Genomic DNA, 19,371 nt, shown 5'->3' with positions numbered 1-19,371 from the left:
GCATCCGTCAGTTTTTCGTGCGCTGCTCGCGCACGCCCCATGCCCGCAAGGGCTTGTCTCGATAGGCGAGGGCGCCGCCCTGGGCCTAGCATGCCGCATGCAATCTCCTGCCCACCCCTCTTTGTCTGCCCGGCGCGCGCGCCCATGGCTGCCGGCCCTGACCCTGCTTGCCGCCTTGAGCGCCACGGCTTTTGCAAGCGCCGTCGCCGCCACCCCGGCCGCCAAACCGGCGCCCGCCTCGATCAACTTGGAGCGCATCCACAGCGAGCCGCCCCTGGCTGGCCGTCTGCCGCGCGCACCCGAGTTGTCGCCAGGCGGCGGTTGGGTGACTTATCTGCGCGCCTCGGAGCAGGACAGCGAGATCAATGAGCTCTGGGGTCAGGCTTTGCCAGGCGGCCAGCCGCGGCGGCTGCTGTCCGTGAGCGACTTGATCGGGGCGCAAGGGGTGCGCCTGACCGAGGCGGAAAAGATGGCGCTCGAGCGCCGCCGCGTACAAGGTCGAGGCATCACCGGCTATCAATGGTGCGGCAAGGACGATCGCCGTCTGATCCTGCCGCTTTCGGGCGATCTCTACCTGGTGGAGCTGACGGAACAAGGTCCGCGCAGCCAGCGTCTGAGCTTCGATGAAAAGGAGCCCGAGCGCGATCCGGTCTGTGATGCCGCAGGCCGCCAACTGGCCTTCGTCAAAGGCGGCGATCTTTGGGTGCAAAGCCTTGACGGCGCAAGCGCCGGCCCCGCACGCCGTCTGAGCCAGACCGGCAGCGAAAGCCGCAGCACCGGCCTGGCCGAGTTTGTGGCTGCCGAAGAGTTTGGCCGCCAACGAGGTTTCTGGTGGTCGCCCGATGGCCAGCGCATTCTGGCGCTGGAAGTGGACGAATCCGAGGTGCCGCTCAAGACCCGCTCGCAGATTTTTGCCGACCGCATGGCCATGACCACGCAGCGCTATCCGGGCGCAGGTGAGCGCAATGCCAAGGTTCACGCGCTGGTGTTTGACACCCGCGGACGGGTGCCTGTTGAGCCACAGCGTTTGAGTCTGCCGGCTGAGGCCGAGTACATCTCCCGCGCCGGATGGTTTGCCGATGGCACGCCCTGGCTGCAGTGGTTCACGCGCGATCAGAAGCAACTCAGCCTGGTGGAATTCAGCGGCCCGCAGGCCCAGGCCCGCACCGTGCTGGTCGAGCGCGACCCAGCCTGGGTCGAGGTGCAAGACGATCTGCGAGAGCTGCCGACACAGCTGCGCTCGGGCAAACCGGCCTTGCTGTGGATCAGCGAAGCCAGTGGGCGCGCCCAGTTCTGGCTGGTGGACCGGGTCACCGGCGAGCGCCAACAGCTCAGCCGGCAGGCCGAACCCGTGGCCCGTCTGATCTGCCAGCGTGAGCAAGGCCTGGTGTTCTCGGGTGCCACGGAGCGCGGCCGCGGGCGCGAGATTTTTGAGCTGAATTGGCAGGGGCAGTCGCGAGTATTCCAGCCCGGCGAGGCCCGCCGCTGGCGCGACGCGCGCGCTGACCAGGGCTGCCGCCATCTGCTGCTGACCGAATCACGTTGGGGCCAGCCTCCGCGCACCGAGGTGCTGGCGCTGGATGGCCAGGCGCCCGCCTTGCCGCTCAAGGGTGATGCGCCCGACCCGCTGTTGGCCGCGATCGCGCCCCAGGTGCAGGTTCTGGACATCGTGGCAGCGGACGGGCAGACCCCGCTCAATGCCTTTTACCTGCCACCACTCAAGGCTGGCACCAAGCCCGATCAACGCCACCCGGTGATCGTCAAGGCTTACGGTGGCCCGGGTACGGCCACGGTGGGCTGGAGGTGGAGCGGCGACACGGCCTTGCTGGCCTATCTGCAGCGACAGGGCTTTGGTGTGCTGACGCTGGATACGCGCGGCATGGCCTATCGTGATCGCGCCTTCACCCGCGCTCACGCCGAGGGTTTTGGCAAGGCTGAATTGGCGGATCTGTTCGCGGCCGTGCATCAGCTGAGCAAGTTGGTGCCGTCGGTGGACCCGGCTCGCATCGGGTTCACAGGCTGGTCCTATGGCGGCTACCTCGCGGCTCGCGCCATGCTGGATGCCAACACCCCGTTTGCAGCCGCCATCGCTGGCGCGCCGCCGACCGATTGGATGCTCTACGACACCGCTTACACGGAGCGCTATTTGGGCATGCCCGAGGGCGGCCGAGCCAAGCCCTACGCTGAAGCCAATTTGATCAGCCGGGCGGGCCTCTTGCAGAAGCCCTTGATGCTGGTGCACGGAACGGCCGACGACAACGTGCTGTTCGAGAACAGCTTGCGCTTGATCGAAGCGCTGCAAAGCGAAGGCAAACTGTTCGAAACCGTGATCTACCCTGGCCGCGCTCACGGCATTACGGGCAAGAAAGCACGTTTGCACCTCGATCGCACCCAGACCGACTTTTTCATCCGGCACCTCAAGCCATGAGATGCCAGTCGGCGGCGATGTTCCGAAGCTTGACGCCGGGCTGGGTAAAAAAGTGTGATGAATTCGTGTCAGCGCACTTCCTAGTCCACCGCCAGCCTCGCACCGACGTTGAAACGAGACGTTTGCACATGTTGAACCCCTCATCCGGGGCCTAGTCTTGCATCAAGGACCCAAGGAACATGAAGACGTCGTTGGAGAACACCTCATGGACACTTTTGTGATGGACCCCAGGGAAGCAAACAAAGCCGCCATGCTGCAGCCGAACACCGAAACCCTTCGCCCGCCCGCGGGCCCGGGTGCATACGAGCTGCGCTTTCAGTCACTGTTCCACACCGGCAAGGCCTTGTCCTTTCCCTGCAATGCGCGCGGCGATGTGCAACTCGATTCGCTGAGCGCCAAGGCCCTGGAGAACTACCTGTTCGCCCGCGCCGTGGTCGGCCATGAGTACGCCACGCCGGTGATCCAGCCGCGCGAGTAGTTGGGTTCCAGCAGCCCAAAGCGGCTGCGCTTTGCTCCGTCGATCGAGAATTTCCTGAACAGAAAAAGGGGCTGCATCACCTCGGGTGATGCAGCCCCTTCTGTCTTGACTCGCTTCGCGACGACCCAGCCCGGTTGAGCTGGTGGCTGGCGTCTGTAGGCATCTTGCGGACTTTCCTTGTGCCGCTTGCTCACGCTGCGGAGGCTCGGCCCACCGCCGGGCTCATGGTTCGCGGGTCGGCTCTACGAGCCGACTGCCCTCGCTGCTCACTCCGCGGCTCAGCGGCGCCAAACTCCCTCCGTTCGCTGCGCTCACTGCGGTCAAACAGTGGCGCTGAGTCAGAGCTTGAAGCGCACGAGTACGCGCGCCTGAGCCGCTCCGCTGCGCCCTCGGCCGCGCACAAATCGCCCGGCGGCGGGCCGAGCCACCTCCGGATTCGGCGGGCTCCACCGTGGAAGAGGCACATCGACCGCGATGCAAGCGCCCTGCAGCCCGTGCCGCTGCCGGGCGATTCGTGCAGGGCCGAGCAGCACAGCGCCTCGGGGCGCGCACGTACCCGCGCGCTTCGAGGTCTGACTTGGCGCTTCTGTCTGAACGAAGCGAACACAGGGAGCGAAGTGAGTTATGCGCCAGCCCCAAGGCGCGAGCAGCGCAGGGAAGTCGGCCCGTCAGGGCCGACCCCCGGAACCATGAGCCCGGCGGCGGCACGGGCAGCAGGGCCTCACGAGCAAAACCAAAGGCTGCTTCGTGCCGCTTGCAGCCCTCAGTTGTTCTGCGTGGAACTGGCCACTTTTTTCTTGTGAGGGCGTGCGGGGGGGGGGCAGCACCTCAGCCCAACGTTTCCAGAGCGATTTGCAGCGCCTGTTCCGGTGGCACCGAAAGGTCGGGCTGGACGCCGTGCCCGTCCAGGCGCTGGCCGTTGGGTGTCAGGTAGTCGGCCACCGGAAGACGCAAGCGATAGCCGCCCGCGAGCGGCAGCGCCTCGCTCGACAGCATGGCGCCGGCCGTGCGTTGGCCAATCAAGCGGGCACCCAAGGCTTGCCGCAGGAGCCAGGCCACCGGCTCCGAGGTGCTGGCTGTATGCCCGTCGATCAGGACCAGCAGTCGCCCGCGGAAGCCGCCTGCAGGGCTGGCGGGAATGCGCAGGCGTGCCACGCCCGTTGTTTGCAGTGCCTGGCTCAAGGCTGCAAGATCGAGCGTGGCGAGCGCGGGCATCTGCGTCAGCGCAGCCGCATCGGGCTCGTCCCGGCCCTGGCCGTACCAGCGGCGTGAGAGGAAGACCCCGGCGTCCACCGGAGCCGGGGCCAGCAAGCCCAGCAAGCTGGCGGCTGCCGGCAAGGCGCCTCCGGCGTTGCCGCGCAGATCGATGATCATGGCTTCAGGCCGGGCGGCGGCCAGCGCTTGCGCGGCCGGCAGCATCTGCGCCGCATCGAGTGCGAAGCTGGGGATGCTGAGCAAGGCCACGCCGGGTCGCGGCCAGCTGAGCCGTGGCAAGGGCGCGGGGGAGGGGGAGGCTGGGGCGCTCGCCGCTGGAGTTTCGGGCTGCGGCGCCAGCAGGGCGTAGTGGCTGAAGCCCAGCTTCGCTGCGTGCTGGCTGCGATTGAAGTGCAAGGCGATGCCGGCGGCGTCCAAGCCTTCGGGTGCGGCCAGCAAGGCCTGGCGAAAGGCCGCAAAAGCGGAGCTTTGGCTCCAGGCGGGCAGGGGTAGCAGGCGATCGCTCAAGGCCAGGGCTTGGGCGTAAACGGTTTGCGCGTTGGGCTCCGGGGCCGCCGCCTGGGCCAAGGGGCTCAGGCCGAGCGACAGCGCGAAGATGGCGAGCACGCGCTTGGCCAGGTGGCGAGTGACAGTGAAAAACGAGCGAATCAAAACGGGTCTCCTTGGAAGTGGCGCCGGCAACAGCGCGCAGCGCCCGGCGCGACAGGCGCCAGGGCTGTGCAGCCTAGAGGCAGCGTTTCGGCAGGAGTGGAAGGCGACGACCGTCTGTGACCAAGCCGAAGCGGCTGTGACGAAAACGCGTGGCCAGGGGCGAATTTGCCGGCGTCAGGGACGAATCTGCGTGGCATCGAGGCCGGCGCTTGGCAGCTCAGGCGGCAATTCAAAGTCGGCGGACACGGGGATCGGCGCGTCCAGGCCGCGCAGGCGGAGCTGACGCTGGCGACCCGTTTGGACCCAGGCTTGGACCCGCTCCGGTGCCACCAGCCAGGAGCGATGCACACGCCAGCAGGCCGTCTCGCCAGCAGCCAAGGTGGCCGCCAGCTCGCCTAAGGGCAGGCGCAGCAAATGGGCTTGGATGCCGCTGCCGTCTTCGGCTTCGAGCTGCAAACGGACATAGTTCTGCTGGGCTTGGGCGCAGACCAATTGTTCGCGGCGAAAGCACAGTTGTTCGTCGCGATTGCGGCCCTGCACCACGATCTGGGGTGAGGCGCCGGCGGCCGGGGCTGTCGTGCTGGCCTGGCTCTCGGCGGTGGGCGCTGCGAGCTGCACAGCCAGGACGTCGGCCCGCCCTTGCCAGAGCAGGAGCGGCAAGAGCATCAACAGGAAGGGCAGGGCGAAGGCGAGGCTGAACATGAAAAAGTCGACCCAGGATGGTGTCCTCGGCGACACCAGCCAGCAGCTGTGGGCATAGCTCAGGCCCGCGCTGCTGGCGGCCCAGATCGCCAGGGCCTGCAGTTCATCCTGCAAGCGCCACAGGGGCTGGCGCGCCCGCCGTCGCAGCGCCCAGGCACGCATGGGAAGCACCGCGAGCAGCAGGCAAACGCCGTAGCCCAGCAGACGCAGCGCCCACCAGGGCGCCCGGTAGCGCTCGCCGCCAAAGGGCTGCAGCCAGAACAGCAGGAGCAGCACCAGTCCAGTCGCCAGGCCGAATCGCCGCAGGGCGGCCCAAGGGTTGGTTTCAAAATGCCAGCGTTGTTGCAGCCAAGCGGGAACGGTGGACAAGGCGAACATGGGCAGCGGAGGGCTGAGGGGGGGCTGAGGGGTACGGGGAGGCGGCGAATTCTAGGTGGGCAGGCGCCGCCTCTGAGCCGAGGCAGGCTGCGGGTTTGCCCCTCGGCAAGGGCAGAGGGGCGCGTGCGAATATCAAGCCCTCGCTGACCGCAGCGAACCGCCACGCTCTTCGCCGTCAAGCGATTCGCCGAAACTTCATGCCCATCTCATTGTCTGTTTCCCTGCGCGCTGTAGCGCTTGGCCTGCTCGTCGCCTGCGGCGTGGCTGAGACCCTGGCCGCCCCCATCAAGGTGGCTGGCACTCTGCGTTTTTGCGCCCAGGGCAGCCCCAAGAGCTTCGATCCGGCGAACAGCGACTCGGGCATCGACCATGCGGCCACGTATCCGATTTTTGATGGCCTGATCGACAATGAGCCGGGCACGGACCGGCTGATCCCGGGGCTGGCCGAGAGCTGGACCGTGGCTGCCGATGGGCGCAGCATCCGCTTCAAGCTGCGCCACGGCGTCAAGTTCCACAGCACGGCTTACTTCAAGCCCACGAGGGACTTCAATGCCGACGATGTGATCTTCACCTTCGCGCGATTGCTGGACCCGCAGCACCCGTTTTCCAAGGCCCACCCCATTGTTTCGCCGTATGTGATCTCGGCGGGCTGGAAGCAGCTGATCGCTGGCGTGGATCGCATCGCCGATGACGAGGTGCAGATTCGCTTCCATAGTGTCGATGCCACGTTTTTGAACCTGCTGACCTATGCCTTCGCCGGCATCCAGTCGGCCGAGTATGGGGCGCAGCTGCTCAAGGCCGGCAAGGCGGCGCAGATCAACAGCCTGCCGGTCGGCACCGGGCCATTTGTCTACAAGAGCTACCAGGCCGACAGCATCTTGCGCTACACCCGCCACCCGGATTTTTTCCGCAGTGACCGGCCGGTGATGGAACAGCTGGTCTTTGCCATCACCACCGACCGCAATGTGCGCACCCAGCGCCTGCGTCGCAATGAGTGCGACATTGCGGCGCTGACCAATCAGGCCGATCTGATCGAGCTGGAGCGCGACCCGGCCATCCAGATCCACAGTGTGCCGGGCCTGAACATCGGCTTCCTGGCCTACAACATCAAGAAGCCGCCGCTGGACAAGCTGGCCGTGCGCCAGGCTCTGGACATGGCCATCGACAAGAGCACCCTGGTCAAGACGGTGTTTGGCGGCGCGGGCGAGCCGGCCAACTCGCTGGTCGCGCCGCCCAGCTGGGCCTTTGATGCCAGCATCAAGACCGCGCCGCATTCACCCGAGAAGGCGCGCGAGCTGCTCAAGAGCGCCGGCGTCAAGGACCTGAGCCTGACGCTCTGGGCCATGCCGGTGCAACGCTTCTACAACCCCAATGCCCAGCTGATGGCGCAGATGATCCAGGCCGATTGGGCCAAGATCGGCGTCACCGCCAAGATCGTCAGTTATGAATGGGGTGAGTACCTCAAGCGCGTGGACCAGGGCGACCATGACACCGCCTTGATTGGCTGGAACGGCGAGGACGACCCTGCCTCCACCCTGGGTCAGCTGGCCTGCGGCGCGGCCAGTGGCAGCTTCTGGTGCGACAAGAGCTATGACGCCACCCTGGCCAAGGCCCGCCAGACCCTGGACACCGCCGAGCGCAAGAAGCTCTACAGCCAGGCGCAGCGCCTGGCCCTGACCCAGTTGCCTTGGACGCCGATTGCGCATGGCAAGGTGGCGGTGGCGGTGCGCAAGTCGATTCAGGGTTTCAAGCTGGCGCCGAGCGGGCAGTACCGCTTTGATGGTGTGACGCTCAAGCCCTGAGAGAGGCTGTCCGAGCTCACGCCTAAAATGCCGGCCATAGCAACGAGGGACCGTCAGCAATGAGCATCAAGAGCGACAAGTGGATCCGCCGCATGGCCGAACAGCACGGCATGATCGAGCCTTTTGAGCCCGGCCAGATCCGCGCCAACGCGGCCGGCGAGAAGATCGTCAGCTACGGCACCTCCAGCTACGGCTACGACATCCGTTGCGCGCCCGAGTTCAAGGTCTTCACCAACGTCTACAGCTCCGTCGTCGACCCCAAGAATTTCGACGACAAGAGCTTTGTCGACATGGAAGGCGACCATTGCATCATCCCGCCCAACAGCTTCGCGCTGGCCCGCACGGTCGAGTACTTCCGCATCCCGCGCAATGTGCTGACCATCTGCCTGGGCAAGAGCACCTATGCGCGCTGCGGCATCATCGTCAACGTCACGCCCTTCGAGCCCGAATGGGAAGGCTATGTGACGCTGGAGTTTTCCAACACCACGCCGCTGCCCGCCAAGATCTACGCCGGTGAGGGCTGCGCTCAGGTGCTGTTCTTCGAGAGCGACGAGGTCTGCGAGACCAGCTACAAGGACCGTGGCGGCAAGTACCAAGGCCAGCGCGGCGTCACCTTGCCGAAGACCTGACCCCCGGCTCGGGCTCGCGCCAACTTGAGCGGAAACAGCCGGTGAATCACCGGCTGTTTCGCATTTAAGTTTCGGCCGCGGCCGGCATCATGGCGCCATCCCGGTCCTGTGCAGGCCGGAACCGCGAGGCCCCCCATGATCATCCCGCTGCATCTCCTGCCCGATCTGAACACCGGCGCACCGATCCCGCTGGACTTCACGCTGAATGCCGACAGCCCGAGCAGCCTGCGCATGGACATGCGCGCCGCGCCTGAGCTGGACCTGCCGATTGCCGGCCCGGTGGCCTTGTCCGATCTGCATTGCTTTCAGGCCTTGATGGCCGATGAGGGCGAACAGCTGCAACCCACCCGCATGCTTTACGACCGGCTCTATGCCTTCGAATGCCTGGCGCGGGCCCATGCCTGCTCCAACCCGGGACTGCGTGCCCTGGCCCTGCGCCTGTTCAGCGACTATCAGCGCGCCGGTGAGTGGATTGGCCTGATGCACTGAGCCCGCTGTCTCACCCGCCTGCGACGGCCCGCCTCGGCCCGTCGGCTGCCCGGCTGGTATTGCCGCCATCGGCCCTCGCACAGCGAGGGCCTTTTTGTTGCCGGGTTCACAAGGCCGTCAACCAATCACAGCGCAGCTGGCCGCGCCGGTGCAGTTGCCGCCTGAGATGGGCGTACAGGCTGGGCATCAGAAAACCCAGCAGGCACAAAGGCAGCCATTGCCATTCGTGCAGCAGCAAAGAGGGTGGCAAGCCTGCCCAGCCCAAAAGCCAGACGGTGAGGATCACATCCCAGGCTTGCGCTTCAAGGCGGTGGTCGCGCGCATGCAGGCGCAGCCAGCGGATGACCTGAGAGACCTGTTGCAGCGTCATGAGCAGCTCCCCGATTCTGGACGCCGGATGGGCTTGTCAGCTTGGCGTCAGATTGAATATCGGCGAGTCGGCGTTCAAGTTCCAGTGCTGCACCAGCCTATTTTTTTGGGGCCAGGCCCATCAGCGGTGCTTGTGCTGGCAATGCGTGGCGCCTTGCTTGTGTCCCGTGGCCGGGGGCGCAGCCGTTGCGGGCCGCTTCTTGCTGCGCTGCGGTTCCTGGCAGTCGACACAACGGCCGTAGAGGGTGATCTCGTGGCTGTCGACGCTGAAGCCTGGTGGCGCCAGCTGGGCCAGATCGCCCGGGCAGCGCTCGACATCGAACACCCGCTGGCAGCAGGTGCACTGGAAATGGTGATGGTGGGCATGGCCGGACAGCTCGTAGCGCGGGCCTTCGCCCGGCAGCTGAACCAGGCTGATGGACTGGTCTTCCAGCAGCAGCTTGAGGTTGCGGTAGACCGTGGCCATGCCCAGCGCTTCCACGTCCACACGCGCGGCATCCAGCACTTCCTGAGGGGAGAGCGGTCGACCGGCAGTGGCGATCGCGTCGCGGATGGCAGTGCGTTGGCGTGTGGTGCGTTCCATGGCGTGTGAAAAGCCTGTGCGGGTTGAGCGTGCGCAGGATTGTCGCATCGGCAATCTTGATAATGCGTTATCAATATCGAATAATGCGAGCCATGGTCCCGGCCCGGCCGGAATGCCTGATCGCACGAACGGAGACGCGCCCTTGAATGCCATGCTTCCCTTGATGGCCCCGAGCCGTGGCTTGAGCCCGCAGCCGACGCCGCTCCAGCCAGTCCTGCACCCGCGCGCTCATGTCGCGGCGTCGCCCGAGGTGCTGGCGCACGTGGGGCCGCCCCGCCGTCATGGCGGTGGGCCTGATCTGGCGGTCTGGCAGCGCTCGGCGCCGAAGGGCTTTCAGGCCTGGATGGATGCTTTGCCTGAGACGGTCTTGCCCAGCCTGCATCGCGTGGCCGATGCCCAAGGGCTGGAACAAGAGGTGCAGCAAGCCCTGGACGCGGCCGGCCTGTCAGCGAGCGAGATGCGCAATCTGCTGCTGGCCGACCTCATGCATCTGGTGAAACGCTTCGCGCGCCTGAGCGAGTGCGAACACGTTTCGCTGCGCCTGGGGGATCTGCGCAGCGAGGTGGACCGTCAATGGCTGTGCATGGGGGCGCCGCTGCGCCTGGTCTGCAGCTATCGTGGCCCGGCCAGCGAGTGCCGCATGGGCAGCCGTGCGGCATTGGACACCGCCTGGATGATACCCGACCGCGCCTCGGCTTCAGCGCTGGCACCCATGGATGTGGTGGTCTTCAATGCCCGCGGCCGCATGCTGCACCGGCGTCCGCGTTTTCTCGTGGCCGATGGGCGCCCCAGGCCCTGGGCCTTGAGTCTGGTCGCCGCGCCGTTCGACGCGCTGGCTTGAGAGATGTGCGTCGACCGCATGCGGGAATGTCCTAGGTCATGCGGGCTCGTTTCGGCCGGGATGCCTTTAGTCATGTGTCTTTGGGCTGTGTATCGTTCCGGGCTTGTTTTTCAACTGCTTCGTCATCCCCATGAAACGTCTGATTCCTGCCGGCCTTTTGCTGGCCATCACCACGGCCCATGCCGCCGAAGGCATGTGGATGCCGCAGCAATTGCCGCAGATCGCCAAGCAGCTCAAGTCCGCTGGCCTCAAGCTCGACCCCAGCCGCCTGAACCAGCTGACCGAGTTCCCCATGGGGGCCGTGGTCAGCCTGGGCGGCTGCACCGCGTCCTTCGTGTCGCCGCAAGGCCTGGTGGTCACCAACCACCACTGCGCTTATGGCAGCATCCAGTACAACTCGACGCCGCAGCGCGACCTGCTGAAGAACGGTTTCCTGGCCGCGGACTTCAAGGATGAGCTGCCGGCCGCGCCGGGCAGCCGCATCTTCGTGACCGAAGAGGTCAAGGACGTCACCGCCCAGGTGCTGGACGCCAAGACCGCCGCCCTCTCCGGCAAGGCCCGGGTGGATGCCATCGAAGCCAAGGAGAAAGCCCTGGTTGCCGCCTGCGAACAGGACAAGGCCTACCGCTGCCGCGTGGCTGGCTTCTACGGCGGCCTGCAATACCAGCTGATCAAGCAGATGCAGATCCGCGACGTGCGCCTGGTTCATGCGCCGGCCGATATGGTGGGCCGTTTCGGTGGCGACACCGACAACTGGATCTGGCCGCGTCACACGGGTGACTACAGCTTCTACCGTGCCTACGTCGGCCCGGACGGCAAGCCGGCCGACTTCAGCCCCGACAACAAGCCGTATCAGCCCAAGCACCACCTGAAGCTGGCCACCACGCCGCTGAACGAAGGCGATTTCGTTATGGTCACCGGCTACCCCGGCCGTACCCAACGCCACCGTCTGCCGCAGGAAGTGGATTTCGCGTTCAGCTTTTCCCAGCCCACAGGCATCCGCAATATGCTGACCCAGCTGGACCTGATCAAGCAGGAAACCAGTGGTCGTCGCGAGGCCGAGATTGCGCTGGCCGGCACGGTGGCCGGATTGGGCAATGCCTCCAAGAACATGCAGGGCCAGATGGCCAGCTATGCCGGCAGCGACATCCTGGAGCGTAAGCGCAAGTCCTTCGAAGAGCTCAAGACCTGGGTGAACAGCGACGCTGCTCGCCGCGCCAAGTACGGCGCCGACCTGGCTGCCGTTGAAAGCCTGCTGGCCGAGCGCCAGGCCTTGGCTCGCACCGAATCCAGCCTGCGCGCCTACGCGCCTCGCCTCTTGGGCACCGCCCGCGGTCTTTATCAGAATGCCCAGCAGCGCCTGTTGCCCGATGCCCAGCGCAAGCCCGGCTACCAGGAGCGCGATGCCCTGCGCTTGCGCCAAGGCCTGGAGTCGCAAGACCGCCGCTACGACGCACAGACCGACATCCGCCTTGCTTCGCATTTCTATGCCAAGTACCTGGCCCAGCCTGCCGAGCAGCTGAACCAACCCCTGCTCAAGGCTCTGGGCCTGAAGGCCGGCATGGATGAGGCCGCCGTCAAGGCCCGCCTGCTGGAGTTGCAAGCCGCCACCCAACTGACCGACAAGGCCAGCCGCATGGCCTGGCTGGATCGCAGCGTGGCCGATTTCGCTGCCAGCAAGGATGCCTACATCGCTGCCGCCGTGGCCCTCTACGAGGAAGACGAGCGCATCGAGAAACGCGACAAGGAGCTCGAAGGCCGCATCGACCAAGCCTATGCCAACACCATGGCCGCGTTGCTGGCGTTCAAGGCCAGCAAGGGTGAGGCCCTGTACCCCGATGCCAATGGCACTTTGCGGGTGAGCTATGGCCATGTTCAAGGCCGCAAGCCGGGCACCGATGGCAACGACTGGTTGGCCTTCACCACCTTGCGTGGCATCACCGCCAAGCACACCGGCACGGGCGACTTTGATGCCCCCGAGGCGCAGCGCAAGGCCATCGAGGCCCGTCAGTTCGACAAGTACGCGGTCAAGTCCCTGGACTCCGTGCCGGTCAACTTCCTGGCCACGCTGGACACCACCGGCGGCAACTCCGGCTCGCCGGTGCTGAACAGCCGCGCCGAACTGGTGGGTCTCTTGTTTGACGGCACGCTGGATGCCGTCATCTCCAACTGGGACTTCAATCCCAAGATGACCCGCAGCATCTGCATGGACGCTCGCTACATGCTCTGGCAGATGAAGGTGGTGGACAAGGCCGACCGCCTGCTCAAGGAGCTCAACGCCCTCTGATCGGCAGGCTCGATGCCGAGCATTCCGAGCTGAACCAGGCCCTCCGCAGGAGGGCCTTTTTCATGGCTGCATCAGGGTTTGTCTGTGTGCCTCTCCTCACGCTGCCGTGGGCGCAAATGCGGTTATGGTCTCGGTTCCTACATTGGGCGGACATTTCGCATGAAACTCAAGACTTGGCCCCTGCGGGCCGCAACTCCCGCGCTGGCGCTGCTGGCCTTTACGCTGACCGGGCCTGCCCAGGCCGAAGAAGGCATGTGGATGCCGCAGCAGCTGCCGCAGATCAGCAAGGCCCTCAAACAAGCCGGCCTCAAGATTGACCCGGCCAAGCTCAGCCAGCTGACCGAGTTCCCCATGGGGGCAGTGATCAGCCTCGCCGGTTGCACCGCCTCCTTTGTCTCGCCGCAAGGCCTGGTGGTCACCAACCACCACTGTGCCTACGGCAGCATCCAATTCAACTCCACGCCTGAGCGCGACCTGCTCAAAAAAGGATTCCTGGCGGCTGATTACAAGGACGAGCTGCCGGCCGCACCGGGCAGCCGCGTGCTGGTGACGGTGGATGTGCGTGATGTCAGTGCCCAGGTCATGGACTCCGCCACCTCGGCCCTGCAGGGCAAGGCTCGCAGCGATGCCATCGAGGCCAAGGAAAAAGCCCTGGTCGCCGAGTGCGAGAAGGACGCCGGCCACCGCTGCCGCGTCGCGCGCTTCTACGGCAGCCTGGTGTTCCAGCTGATCAAGCAGATGGAGATTCGCGACGTTCGCCTGGTCCATGCCCCGGCCCAGGGCGTGGGTCTGTTCGGCGGTGATACCGACAACTGGATGTGGCCGCGCCACACCGGCGATTACAGCTTCTACCGTGCCTATGTCGGCCCGGACGGCAAGCCGGCCGATTTCAGCCCCGACAACAAGCCCTACCAACCCAAGCACCATCTGAAGCTGGCCAGCAGCCAGCTCAAAGATGGCGACTTCGTCATGGTGACGGGTTATCCCGGCGGCACCGACCGTCACCGCCTGCCGACCGAAGTGGCTTTCAACTTCGACTGGGAGGCCCCCGAGCTGGTCAAGGCCTTCGGCAAGCAGCTCGACCTGATCAAGCAGGAAACCGCCGGCCGCCGTGACGCCGAGATCAAGCTGGCCAACACCGTGGCCGGCATCGGCAACTACTACAAGAACCTGCAAGGCCAGCTGCAGAGCTGGAAGGGCAGCGACATCCTGGCTCGCAAGCAGGCCGATTTCGCCGCACTGAAGGCCTGGGTGAATGGCGATGCCGGCCGGCGCGCCCAGTACGGCGCGGGCCTGGCCGATGTCGAGCGCCTGCTGGACGAGCGCCAGGCCATCACCCGCCGCGAGCTGCTGCTCAATTTTGCTTCCACCACCTTGCTCACTGGTGCCCGCACGCTCTACCAGCAGGCGCAAGAAAACCTCAAATCTGATGCCGAGCGCAAGCCCGGCTTCCAGCAGCGCGATCAGCAGCGCCGCCGCCAGGCCGTCGAGGCCATGGAGCGTCGCTACGACGAACAGGTGGACAAGCGCGTTGCCGCCTACTTCTTCGCCCAGTATCTGGCCCAGCCCTCGGCGCAGCTGAACCCGGTGCTGCTTCAGGCCCTGGGTCTGCGCCAGGGCATGAGCGAGGCGGACGTGCGCGCCCGCCTGGATGCCATCTACGCCGGCAGCAAGATGGCCGACAAGACCGAGCGCATGGCCTGGCTCTCGCGCACTGTGGATGAATTCAAGGCCAGCAAGGACAGCCTGATCGCCGCCGCGGTGGCCCTGTACGACGACGACCGTGCCCGCGAAGCGCGTGACAAGGAACTTGGTGGCCAGATCCAGCGTGCTTACGCCGAAACCATGAAGGCCTTGATCGCCTTCAAGGCCAGCCAGGGCCAGGCCGTCTACCCAGATGCCAATGGCACGCTGCGCGTCAGCTATGGCAAGGTCGCCGGCCGCAGCCAGGGCGCCGATGGCACGTCCTGGACGCCCTTCACCACCTTGCGTGGCATCGTCGCCAAGCACAAGGGCGAAGGCGAGTTCGATGCGCCGGCCGAGCAGCTTGCCGCCATCAAGGCGCGCCAGTTCGACAAGTACGGGGTCAAGGAACTGGACTCGGTGCCCGTCAACTTCCTGGCCACATTGGACACCACCGGCGGCAACTCCGGTTCGCCGGTGCTGAACCAGAATGCCGAACTGGTCGGCCTGCTGTTTGATGGCACGCTGGACGCGGTGATCTCGGACTGGGACTTCAACCCCAAGACCACGCGCAGCATCTGCCTCGACGCTCGCTACATGCTTTGGCAGATGAAGGTGGTGGACAAGGCCGAGCGTCTCTTGAAGGAAATGAAAGCGCTGTGAAGCGCGGCCAGCCTCTGCCGGGGCTGGCCTGTGGTCAGCTGCCCGGGCTGCCCGGGTAGCTGCCGGGCAGGAGGATGTGGCGGTCCACGCCCTCCAGGCGCGTGTGGCCGGTGAAGGCCATGGTCAGGTCCAGTTCCTTGTGGATGATCTCCAGCGCCTTCGTCACCCCGGCTTCGCCCATGGCGCCCAGGCCGTAGAGGAAGGCGCGGCCGATGTAGGTGCCCCGCGCACCCAGGGCCCAGGCCTTGAGCACGTCCTGGCCCGAGCGGATGCCACCGTCCATATGCACCTCGATCTCGCGGCCCACGGCCTCGACGATGCGGGGCAGGGCATGGATGCTGGACTCGGCCCCGTCGAGCTGGCGGCCTCCGTGGTTGCTGACGATCAAGGCATCGGCGCCTGAGTCGACGGCCAGGCGCGCGTCCTCGACATCCTGGATGCCTTTGAGGATGAGCTTGCCGCCCCAACGCTTCTTGATCCACTCGACATCGCCCCAGTTGAGGGCCGGGTCGAACTGCTTGGCCGTCCACTCGGACAGGGAGCCCATGTTCTCCACGCCCTTGACATGCCCGACGATATTGCCGAACTGGCGCCGTGAGGTGCCCAGCATCCCCAAGCACCAGCGTGGCTTGGTCATCAGGTTGATCAGGTTGGCCAGGGTGGGCTTGGGCGGCGCCGACAGGCCGTTCTTGATGTCCTTGTGGCGCTGGCCGAGGATCTGCAGATCGAGCGTCAGCACCAGGGCGCCGCAGCGGGCCGCCTTGGCACGGTCGATCAGGCGCTCGATGAAATCGCGGTCGCGCATCACATAGAGTTGAAACCAGAACGGTGCTTTTGTGTGGGCGGCAATGTCCTCGATCGAGCAGATGCTCATGGTGGACAAGGTGAAGGGCACGCCAAATTTCTCCGCCGCGCGGGCCGCCAGGATCTCGCCGTCGGCATGCTGCATGCCGGTCAGGCCCGTCGGCGCGATGGCCACCGGCATCTTCACATCGACGCCCACCATGCGCGCCACCGTGCTGCGGTTCTCCATATTCACCGCCACCCGTTGGCGCAGCTTGATGGCCTGGAAGTCCGCTGAATTGGCGCGGTAGGTGCCTTCGGTCCAACTGCCGGAGTCGGCATAGTCGTAGAACATGCGCGGCACACGTTTCTGGGCCAGCTGGCGCAGGTCTTCGATGCAGGTGATGACGGGCATGGCGAGAGGCAGGCGAGGGTGGTGATGACCTCATCCTAGCGCCTGTTGGCAGCGCTCCGCGTGCCGGCGCTGTGCCGGCAATGGCCTACACTGCCGCGCCATGGACCGCTCACCCTCATCTGACGCGCCCGCGGCCGCCGCAGGCACGCAGCCTCTGTGGCTGCGTGTGATCTGGCTGCTGGGCGGGGTGCTGAGCCTGGCCCTGGGCATCGTCGGTATTTTTCTGCCCCTGCTACCGACCACGCCCTTTGTGTTGCTGGCCGCTTTTTGTTTTGCGCGCGGCAGCAGCCGCTGTGAGCGCTGGTTGCTGCAGCACCGCACTTTCGGCCCCATGGTGCGCGATTGGCGTGCCAACCGTGCCGTGCCCCTGCGCGCCAAGCAGCTGGCCAGCGTGATGATGGCTCTCGGCTCCGTGGTCGCTGCCTTCAAGCTGCCCCTGATCTGGGCCTGGTTGCCGGCCGCCTGCTGCGCCTGCGTGGCCGCCTGGCTCTGGAGCCTGCCGACGCGCGCGCCTTCGGACTGAAGCGCTGCCGGCTTGGCTTCAGCCGCCCGGCCGGCCCCGTGGCAGGCGCAGGCGCACGCACAGGCCGCGCTCCACCGGCGGCAGCTCCACCTCACCCTCCAGCCGCTCCATCAGCGAGGCCACGATGTAGAGGCCCAGGCCCGAGCCGCCCTTGCCTCGTTTGGTGGTGAAGAAGGGCTCGAACATGCGCGCGCGCACATCGGCGCTGGCGCCGCAGCCGTCATCGGCCACATCGATCAGCACATGGCGGCCCTCGAGGCGGGCGCTGATGCGGATTTGGCCGCCGCGGCCCTCGGGGAAGGCGTGGTTGATGCTGTTCATCACCAGGTTGGAGACCACCTGGGTCAGCAGGCCGGCGGCCAGATGCAGCTCGATGGCGGCATCGACATCGAGGCTGACGCTGACCGCGGCTTTGCGCAGGGCCGGGCCCAGCACCGAGATCACGCTGCGCAGATAGTCCAGCAGCACGAAATCGCTGACCGCCTCGGAGGCCTGGTCCACGGTGACTTTCTTGAAGTTGCCGATCAAGGCCGCGGCACGCTGCAGATTGCGCTCGACCAGATCGCTGCCGCTGATCAGCCGCGCGGAGAGCTCGGTCAGCTCGGCCCGGCTGACCTTTTCGCCGCGCAGCACCGCAGCCAGCTTGAGCGCGTTCTCCGACACGCTGGAGGCGGCCGTCACCGCCACGCCAATCGGCGTGTTGACCTCATGCGCCACGCCGGCCACCAGCCGGCCCAGGGCGTCGGCCTTCTCCTGCTCCATCAACCACTGTGCATGCTGGGCGCAGGCCAGGTCATGGCCGACCAGCAGGCGCTCGAACAGCCGGCCCAGGTGGCTGGCCTGCAGCAGGTCCTGGCGGCTCCAGCTGCGCGGCTGCTCATGCTGTTCCAGCCAGAGCAGGGCCACCAGCCGGTTCTGCACAAACAGCGGGATCTCGATGCGCGAACGTGCGCTGCCCAGGCTGGATGAGCCTGCGCCCTGGGTCTGGGCCTGGGCCTGGCGGTTCAGCAAGGCCAGCTCCTGGCCGCAGGGGTGCAGGCGCAGATCGTGCACGGCCAGCGCCTCCTTGCGCTCATTCAGCAATTGCAGGTACTGCGCCTGGGCCGGCGCGCGCAGCAGGAGGGGCGGTGAAAGGGGCGGCGCCGCGGTACTGGCCGCGTCACCGCGCGGCTGGTCGTGCAGGCGCAGCACGCCGGCGCTCTCGCTGGCCCACCAGAAATGCACCGCATCGAGCTGCATGATTTGCTGCGCGGCCTCGCGCATCTCGCGGGCGGCGAACACCACATCGGCCTCGCTCTCGATGCGCCAATGCCGGTTGGACAGCTCCAGCAGCATCTCCTCGGGCGGCTTGCGGCTGAGGTCGTAGTGGGCCAGGCGCAGCAGGCGCTCGGGCAGGCTCAGGCGTTCGATCTCGTCGCGCAGGCTCTGGTGTTGCCACAGGTGTTGCAGGGCGCTGGCCGTGTCGCCCTGCTGCTGCAGCAGGCGGGCCAGCTGGGCATGGGCCTGGCTCTCGCCGGCCCGGGCATGGATCTGCTGGGCCAGACTCAAGGCCTCGCGGCAGCTGCGGATCGCCTCGGTCGGGTCGCCGCGGGCGATGGCAATGTCGGTCCACGTCTGGCAGGCCATGCCTTCCAGCCAGCGGTGGCCCAGCCGCCGGGCCCAGCCTAGGGCCTGCTGGCATTCGCTGGCCGCTTGTTCGGGCTGGTGCAGGCTCAGCGCCGTGCGTGCCAGCTGCCAGTGCGCCTCGCCAATGAAATCGGCGTGGGGCCCGCGCAAGGCCTGGGCCAGGCCGTGGCGGAACTGCTGTTCGGCCTCCGTCAGCTGGGCATTCTCGAAATGGCCCACGCCCATGTTCAGGGCCAGCTTGGCGGCCAGATAGCTGTGGTCGATGCGGCCCAGCATCTCCGCCGCATCGCGGTGAAAACGCCGGCCTTTGTCCCAGGCCCCGAGCGCGTAGTGGATCTGGCCCAGCCCGATGCGCGCCGCCACGCCGGCCGGCAGGTCGCCGGCCAGGTTGGCCAGGTCCAGGGTGCGCGACCATTGCTCGCTGGCTTCGAAATACTCACCGCGCTGGTAGGCCACTCGGCCCAGGGCCTCGTGCAGGCGGGCGGCTTGCAGGGTCAGGTGGGCCTGAGCCGCCTCTTCCAGGCCGGCGCTGAGGGCGCTTTGCTGCTCCAGCGCCGCGCCCATGCGCTCGGCCAGGTAGAACTGGGCGTAGAGGCCATCCAGGGCCAGCTCCAGCGCACCGGCGCTGCGGGCTTGCTGGATCAGTTGCGTGTAGGCCGGCAGGGCCAGACGCGGGTGGCGCGCCGCCACCCGATCGAGGCGCTGCAGCGGTGGCAGCACGGCCAGGCAGGGGTAGCTCGGGGCCGCGGGCGGTACGGCTGAGGGCGCGGCGCAGGCGTTGGGCAAGGGCAGCTCACTTTCCAGGGGGCCGGGGGTGAGCCGGGGC

Annotated in this window: 15 protein-coding genes; 9 read left to right on the top strand and 6 right to left on the bottom strand. The window is 66.5% G+C overall.

Translation table 11 applies throughout. From position 1 onward, the window contains the following. Window positions 1–97: 97 nt before the first annotated feature. Together AC1Q6P_RS08195 and AC1Q6P_RS08190 are read left to right on the top strand one after the other, a co-directional pair. Complete coding sequence (locus AC1Q6P_RS08195; protein ID WP_492663126.1) at window positions 98–2,428, top strand: S9 family peptidase; 2,331 nt, start codon at window positions 98–100, stop codon at window positions 2,426–2,428. Between the two features lie 205 nt (window positions 2,429–2,633). Continuing rightward, window positions 2,634–2,906 (top strand): hypothetical protein, encoded by a 273-nt coding sequence (locus tag AC1Q6P_RS08190; RefSeq protein ID WP_333780327.1) that lies wholly within the window; start codon window positions 2,634–2,636, stop codon window positions 2,904–2,906. An 828-nt stretch (window positions 2,907–3,734) separates the two neighbouring features. Here AC1Q6P_RS08190 and AC1Q6P_RS08185 read toward each other — a convergent pair. Next, the gene (locus tag AC1Q6P_RS08185; protein WP_492663127.1) at window positions 3,735–4,772 is read right to left on the bottom strand and encodes a S41 family peptidase; all 1,038 of its coding nucleotides are present in this window, start codon (window positions 4,770–4,772) and stop codon (window positions 3,735–3,737) included. 174 nt (window positions 4,773–4,946) lie between these two features. After that, on the bottom strand, window positions 4,947–5,852 hold the full coding sequence (locus tag AC1Q6P_RS08180; protein WP_492663128.1) for a hypothetical protein: 906 nt from the start codon (window positions 5,850–5,852) through the stop codon (window positions 4,947–4,949). A 209-nt stretch (window positions 5,853–6,061) separates the two neighbouring features. On the opposite strand from AC1Q6P_RS08180, the gene AC1Q6P_RS08175 reads away from it, so the two are divergent. The 3 genes from AC1Q6P_RS08175 (at window position 6,062) to AC1Q6P_RS08165 (ending at window position 8,772) form a co-directional block, all read left to right on the top strand. After that, complete coding sequence (locus tag AC1Q6P_RS08175) at window positions 6,062–7,654, top strand: ABC transporter substrate-binding protein (protein ID WP_492703133.1); 1,593 nt, start codon at window positions 6,062–6,064, stop codon at window positions 7,652–7,654. A gap of 59 nt (window positions 7,655–7,713) precedes the next feature. Further along, window positions 7,714–8,283: a dCTP deaminase gene (gene dcd / locus AC1Q6P_RS08170; protein ID WP_102769841.1), complete on the top strand. Its 570-nt coding sequence runs from the start codon at window positions 7,714–7,716 to the stop codon at window positions 8,281–8,283. 135 nt (window positions 8,284–8,418) lie between these two features. Next, on the top strand, window positions 8,419–8,772 hold the full coding sequence (locus AC1Q6P_RS08165; RefSeq protein ID WP_171827825.1) for a hypothetical protein: 354 nt from the start codon (window positions 8,419–8,421) through the stop codon (window positions 8,770–8,772). A gap of 106 nt (window positions 8,773–8,878) precedes the next feature. Here the strand turns inward: AC1Q6P_RS08165 and AC1Q6P_RS08160 are convergent, their stop codons facing one another. Together AC1Q6P_RS08160 and AC1Q6P_RS08155 are read right to left on the bottom strand one after the other, a co-directional pair. Beyond that, window positions 8,879–9,142 (bottom strand): hypothetical protein, encoded by a 264-nt coding sequence (locus AC1Q6P_RS08160; RefSeq protein ID WP_171827824.1) that lies wholly within the window; start codon window positions 9,140–9,142, stop codon window positions 8,879–8,881. A 120-nt stretch (window positions 9,143–9,262) separates the two neighbouring features. Beyond that, window positions 9,263–9,724 (bottom strand): Fur family transcriptional regulator, encoded by a 462-nt coding sequence (locus AC1Q6P_RS08155; protein WP_492663130.1) that lies wholly within the window; start codon window positions 9,722–9,724, stop codon window positions 9,263–9,265. A 151-nt stretch (window positions 9,725–9,875) separates the two neighbouring features. Between AC1Q6P_RS08155 and AC1Q6P_RS08150 the strand changes: the two genes are divergently transcribed. From AC1Q6P_RS08150 to AC1Q6P_RS08140, 3 genes are all read left to right on the top strand, one after another. Beyond that, window positions 9,876–10,565 carry a DUF1826 domain-containing protein gene (locus AC1Q6P_RS08150; RefSeq protein WP_492663242.1) on the top strand — a complete coding sequence of 230 codons (690 nt, stop codon included), beginning with the start codon at window positions 9,876–9,878 and terminating at the stop codon, window positions 10,563–10,565. A 130-nt stretch (window positions 10,566–10,695) separates the two neighbouring features. Beyond that, window positions 10,696–12,852, top strand: coding sequence for a S46 family peptidase (locus tag AC1Q6P_RS08145; RefSeq protein WP_102770395.1), 2,157 nt, complete (start codon window positions 10,696–10,698; stop codon window positions 12,850–12,852). A gap of 159 nt (window positions 12,853–13,011) precedes the next feature. Beyond that, window positions 13,012–15,198 carry a S46 family peptidase gene (locus AC1Q6P_RS08140; RefSeq protein ID WP_492663131.1) on the top strand — a complete coding sequence of 729 codons (2,187 nt, stop codon included), beginning with the start codon at window positions 13,012–13,014 and terminating at the stop codon, window positions 15,196–15,198. A 34-nt stretch (window positions 15,199–15,232) separates the two neighbouring features. On the opposite strand, the gene AC1Q6P_RS08135 is transcribed toward AC1Q6P_RS08140, so the two are convergent. After that, window positions 15,233–16,396, bottom strand: coding sequence for an alpha-hydroxy acid oxidase (locus AC1Q6P_RS08135; protein ID WP_492663132.1), 1,164 nt, complete (start codon window positions 16,394–16,396; stop codon window positions 15,233–15,235). 100 nt (window positions 16,397–16,496) lie between these two features. Between AC1Q6P_RS08135 and AC1Q6P_RS08130 the strand changes: the two genes are divergently transcribed. Next, window positions 16,497–16,919 (top strand): YbaN family protein, encoded by a 423-nt coding sequence (locus tag AC1Q6P_RS08130; RefSeq protein WP_207796043.1) that lies wholly within the window; start codon window positions 16,497–16,499, stop codon window positions 16,917–16,919. Window positions 16,920–16,937: 18 nt separating this feature from the next. Here AC1Q6P_RS08130 and AC1Q6P_RS08125 read toward each other — a convergent pair whose 3' ends face one another. After that, window positions 16,938–19,331 (bottom strand): ATP-binding protein, encoded by a 2,394-nt coding sequence (locus tag AC1Q6P_RS08125; RefSeq protein ID WP_492663133.1) that lies wholly within the window; start codon window positions 19,329–19,331, stop codon window positions 16,938–16,940. Window positions 19,332–19,371: the final 40 nt, after the last annotated feature.

The sequence above is a fragment of the Roseateles sp. GW835-FHT13E02 genome, assembly GCF_058794035.1.
This window is presented reverse-complemented; position numbering and strand designations above follow the sequence as displayed.

Excerpts from the sequence above, each read along its gene's own strand:
- AC1Q6P_RS08130 (WP_207796043.1), top strand. The coding sequence starts at position 16,497 with ATGGACCGCTCACCCTCATCTGACGCGCCCGCGGCCGCCGCAGGCACG.
- dcd (WP_102769841.1), top strand. The coding sequence starts at position 7,714 with ATGAGCATCAAGAGCGACAAGTGGATCCGCCGCATGGCCGAACAGCAC.
- AC1Q6P_RS08140 (WP_492663131.1), top strand. The coding sequence starts at position 13,012 with ATGAAACTCAAGACTTGGCCCCTGCGGGCCGCAACTCCCGCGCTGGCG.
- AC1Q6P_RS08165 (WP_171827825.1), top strand. The coding sequence starts at position 8,419 with ATGATCATCCCGCTGCATCTCCTGCCCGATCTGAACACCGGCGCACCG.
- AC1Q6P_RS08195 (WP_492663126.1), top strand. The coding sequence starts at position 98 with ATGCAATCTCCTGCCCACCCCTCTTTGTCTGCCCGGCGCGCGCGCCCA.
- AC1Q6P_RS08135 (WP_492663132.1), bottom strand. The coding sequence starts at position 16,396 with ATGCCCGTCATCACCTGCATCGAAGACCTGCGCCAGCTGGCCCAGAAA.
- AC1Q6P_RS08145 (WP_102770395.1), top strand. The coding sequence starts at position 10,696 with ATGAAACGTCTGATTCCTGCCGGCCTTTTGCTGGCCATCACCACGGCC.
- AC1Q6P_RS08150 (WP_492663242.1), top strand. The coding sequence starts at position 9,876 with ATGCTTCCCTTGATGGCCCCGAGCCGTGGCTTGAGCCCGCAGCCGACG.
- AC1Q6P_RS08160 (WP_171827824.1), bottom strand. The coding sequence starts at position 9,142 with ATGACGCTGCAACAGGTCTCTCAGGTCATCCGCTGGCTGCGCCTGCAT.
- AC1Q6P_RS08180 (WP_492663128.1), bottom strand. The coding sequence starts at position 5,852 with ATGTTCGCCTTGTCCACCGTTCCCGCTTGGCTGCAACAACGCTGGCAT.
- AC1Q6P_RS08190 (WP_333780327.1), top strand. The coding sequence starts at position 2,634 with ATGGACACTTTTGTGATGGACCCCAGGGAAGCAAACAAAGCCGCCATG.
- AC1Q6P_RS08155 (WP_492663130.1), bottom strand. The coding sequence starts at position 9,724 with ATGGAACGCACCACACGCCAACGCACTGCCATCCGCGACGCGATCGCC.